The sequence below is a fragment of the Alteromonas sp. CH_MED4-4 genome, from assembly GCF_037029575.1.
GTDB lineage: Bacteria > Pseudomonadota > Gammaproteobacteria > Enterobacterales > Alteromonadaceae > Alteromonas > Alteromonas macleodii.
Genome location: NZ_JAYMEU010000077.1, coordinates 1 through 1,315 on the forward strand (window position 1 = coordinate 1; position 1,315 = coordinate 1,315).

Consider the following 1,315-nt stretch of genomic DNA (forward strand, 5'->3'; position numbering starts at 1 on the left):
GAGACTGTAACTAATTTTGTGTAACTGCCTATCTCAATTTACTCTATAGAGAGTTAAGGATAGGCAGATGAACATGAATAAGAAAGAGCTTGAAGCTTTCGCAAAGGAAGCGGCCAAAGGCATTAAAACACCTGAAGACTTAAACGAATTTAGTCAGATGTTGAAGAAAATCACCGTTGAAGCGGCATTGAACGCAGAAATGGATGAGCATCTTGGCTACGAAAGAAATCAAAAGTCTACGTCATCAAACAGTCGCAACGGTAAGAGCAGTAAACGCGTAAAAACCGAAGATGGCGAGTTTGAACTCAACACTCCTCGTGACCGTGAAGGCTCCTTCGAGCCTAAGCTCGTTAAAAAGCATCAATCCCGTTTCACCTCCATGGACGATAAAATTCTCTGGCTTTATGCACAAGGCATGAGTACCCGTGAAATCGTCAATGCGTTTGATGAATGGTACGGTGCAGAGATATCACCAACATTGGTTTCTCGCGTTACTAATGCGGTTATCGAGCAAGTTGTGGAATGGCAGTCGCGCCCGTTAGATGCCATTTACCCGATTGTTTACCTCGACTGTATCGTAGTGAAAATACGCCAGGATAAACGTATCATCAACAAATCTATCTTCCTGGCCTTAGGCATCAATACTGAAGGTCACAAAGAGTTGATGGGCATGTGGATAGCCGAGAATGAAGGCGCTAAGTTCTGGCTAAACGTGTTAACCGAACTTCAGCAACGCGGCGTAGAAGACATTCTCATCGCTTGTGTGGACGGCCTCAAAGGCTTCCCTGATGCCATTAATGCTGTGTTCCCACACACGCATATTCAACTGTGTATCGTACATATGGTGCGTAACTCACTAAAATACGTATCGTGGAAGGACTACAAAGCTGTCACAGCAGACTTAAAGCGCGTATACCGCTCAGCAACAGAAGATGAGGCTCTGCTTGAACTAGAACGGTTTGCTGAAACATGGGACGGTCAGTACCCACAAATCGCTAAATCATGGCGTGCGCACTGGCACAATCTCAATACCTTGTTCAACTACCCAGAGGACATCCGCAAGGCGATTTACACCACTAACGCCATTGAATCTCTGAATAGTGTTATCCGAAAAGCCATCAAGAAACGGAAAATCTTTCCCAGCGATGATTCAGCAAGAAAAATGGTGTACTTAGCAATAAAAGATGCCAGTAAGAAATGGTCGATGCCGATTCAAAACTGGCGTCAGGCGATGAGTCGTTTTATTATCGAGTTCGAGGAACGCCTCGAAAAGCATATTAACTAATGGCAGTTACACAGAATCTGTTACAGGCTC

At 44.6% G+C, this 1,315-nt stretch carries 1 protein-coding gene; it reads left to right on the forward strand.

Annotated elements, in window-relative coordinates:
* The first annotated feature begins 73 nt into the window (after window positions 1–73).
* On the forward strand, window positions 74–1,285 hold the full coding sequence (locus tag WA381_RS20945; protein WP_150141023.1) for an IS256 family transposase: 1,212 nt from the start codon (window positions 74–76) through the stop codon (window positions 1,283–1,285).
* The last annotated feature ends 30 nt before the right edge of the window (window positions 1,286–1,315 follow it).

Bases quoted from the DNA above. Each gene is read 5' to 3' on its own strand.
- WA381_RS20945 (WP_150141023.1), top strand. From the start codon at position 74: ATGAATAAGAAAGAGCTTGAAGCTTTCGCAAAGGAAGCGGCCAAAGGC.